A 2,202-nucleotide genomic window follows, 5' to 3' on the forward strand; every position below is an offset into this window, starting at 1 on the left:
GATCGGCCGCAACAACGATTACATCGGAGACATCATGACCCCTCGCACCTTCAGCCTGGCCGATCTCTTTGCAATCACGGCTGAAACCGTCCCCGAGCGGGATGCGCTCGTGATCGGCGACAGGCGCCACTCCTACGGCAAGATGGCCCAGCGCGTCGAGCGGCTGGCCGCCTGGCTGCACGGACAGGGGATCGGCCCGGGCGACGTGGTCGGCCTGCAGATGTACAACTCGGCCGAGTACCTCGAGGCCTTCCTCGCCGCCTGCCGCGTGCGCGCCATTCCCGCCAACATCAATTACCGCTATGTTGCAGACGAGCTGCGCTACCTCTACGACAACGCCGGCCTGAAAGCGCTGTTCTACAGCGCCGAGCTCGAAGCGGCCGTCGCCGAAGCCCTCGATGCCGCGCCCGGCCTGCGCGTGAAGGTGCGAACCGGCGGCGGCACGCCCGCCCTTGCCGGCGCGACGCCCTACGACGCAACGCTGAGGGCCGATCCGTCCGTGCTGTGTGACGTGCACTGCCGCGACGACGACATCTCGCTCCTCTACACCGGCGGCACCACGGGCAAGCCGAAAGGCGTGATGTGGCCGCACAAGGACCTCTTCTTCGGCAGCCTCGGCGGCGGCGCCTCCTACGTCCCGGCCGAGGGCCCGATCGCCACACCCGAGCAGCTCGCCGACCGGATCCGCAAGGGCGCGCCCTTGCGCTTCATGCCCGTGGCGCCCCTCATGCACGGCGCAGCCCATTGGGCGACGATGGTGTCGCTCTTCGCGGGCCACACCGTGGTGCTCAACGATCAGCATCACTTCGATGCCGAGCACATTCTCGACCTCATCGTGCGCGAACGGGTGAATGGCCTCACCATCGTCGGCGACGCGATGGCCTTGCCCCTGCTCGACGCGCTCAACGCGCACCCGCAGCGCTGGGATCTCTCGACCCTGTTCATATTCGGCAACGGCGGCGCGGTGCTCTCGGATCACATCAAGGAAGGCCTGAAGGGCTACCTGCCCCCCAACGTTTACTTCAGCAACGGCATGGGCTCCTCCGAGAGCGGGCAACTCGGGCTGGGCAGCAAGCCCGCGGACGGCGGCATGATCAGGATCGCCGCCCGCCCCGACCTTGCGGTCGTCGTGGACGGCTGCCGCCTCGCCGCACCGGGCGAACCGGGAATCCTTGCGCGCAGCGGCTACCTACCCCTCGGCTATTACGGCGATGCGGAGAAAACGGCGCAAACCTTCGTCACGTTGAACGGCAAGCGCCACGTCCTCACCGGCGACGCGGCGAAGCTCGCAGACGACGGGTCGATCGTCATCTACGGGCGCGGTTCGAACTGCATCAACACCGGCGGCGAAAAGGTCTTCCCCGAGGAGGTCGAGGAAGTGCTGCGCATGAGCCCGGACGTCTTCGATGCCCTCGTCGTCGGCCTTCCCGACCCGCGTTGGGGGCAGAAGGTCGTCGCCGTCGTCGCCCCCCGCCCCGGCCTGTGCCTCGACCCGCAGCGGTTGCGGGCGCTGTGCCAACAGCACATGGCCAACTACAAGATCCCCAAGGACATCGTCCTCGTGCCGGAGGTGAAGCGCTCGGCCGCCGGCAAGGCAAACTATCCCTGGGCACGCGAAGTCGCCGCCGGCGCGCTGCAGTGAACCCGGAATCCCGTCATGCCCATACCCGAGATCCTCGCGGGGCGCCTGTCGCTGCCCCTCATCTGCTCCCCAATGTTCCTAGCCAGCGGCCCGGAACTCGTGATCGCCCAGTGCAAGGCAGGTGTCGTCGGCACCTTCCCCACCCTCAACGCCCGCCCCGCTGAAGCCCTCGACGACTGGCTGGACCACATCCGGTCCGAGCTCGACGCATGGAACGACGCGCATCCCCGCACGCTCGCGGCACCGCACGGCGTGAACCTCATTCTGCACAAGTCCAATCCGCGGCAGAACGAGGACCTGGCGCGCGTCGTCGAGCACCGCGTCCCGATCGTCATCACCTCGGTCGGCCGCCCCGACAAGGTCGTCGACAAGGTTCACGGCTACGGCGGCATCGTGCTGCACGACGTCATCAGCGTCGCGCACGCGCGCAAAGCCATCGAATCCGGCGTCGACGCGCTGATCCTCGTCTGCGCCGGTGCAGGTGGCCATGGCGGCACGCTGTCGCCATTCGCGTTCGTCTCCGAGGTGCGCGAATTCTGGGACGGCCCGCTGGTGCTCGC

At 67.9% G+C, this 2,202-nt stretch carries 2 protein-coding genes; both read left to right on the forward strand.

Going from position 1 to position 2,202, the window contains the following annotated elements:
- On the forward strand, positions 1-1,642 hold a 1,642-nt coding region (locus tag VGD93_RS08500), incomplete at its 5' end, for an AMP-binding protein (RefSeq protein WP_395011089.1).
- Positions 1,643-1,657: 15 nt separating this feature from the next.
- Positions 1,658-2,202: NAD(P)H-dependent flavin oxidoreductase (locus VGD93_RS08505; protein ID WP_395011091.1), on the forward strand; the 545-nt coding region annotated here is incomplete at its 3' end.

The sequence above is a fragment of the Devosia sp. genome, assembly GCF_036406155.1.
Taxonomy (GTDB): Bacteria; Pseudomonadota; Alphaproteobacteria; order Rhizobiales; family Devosiaceae; genus Devosia_A.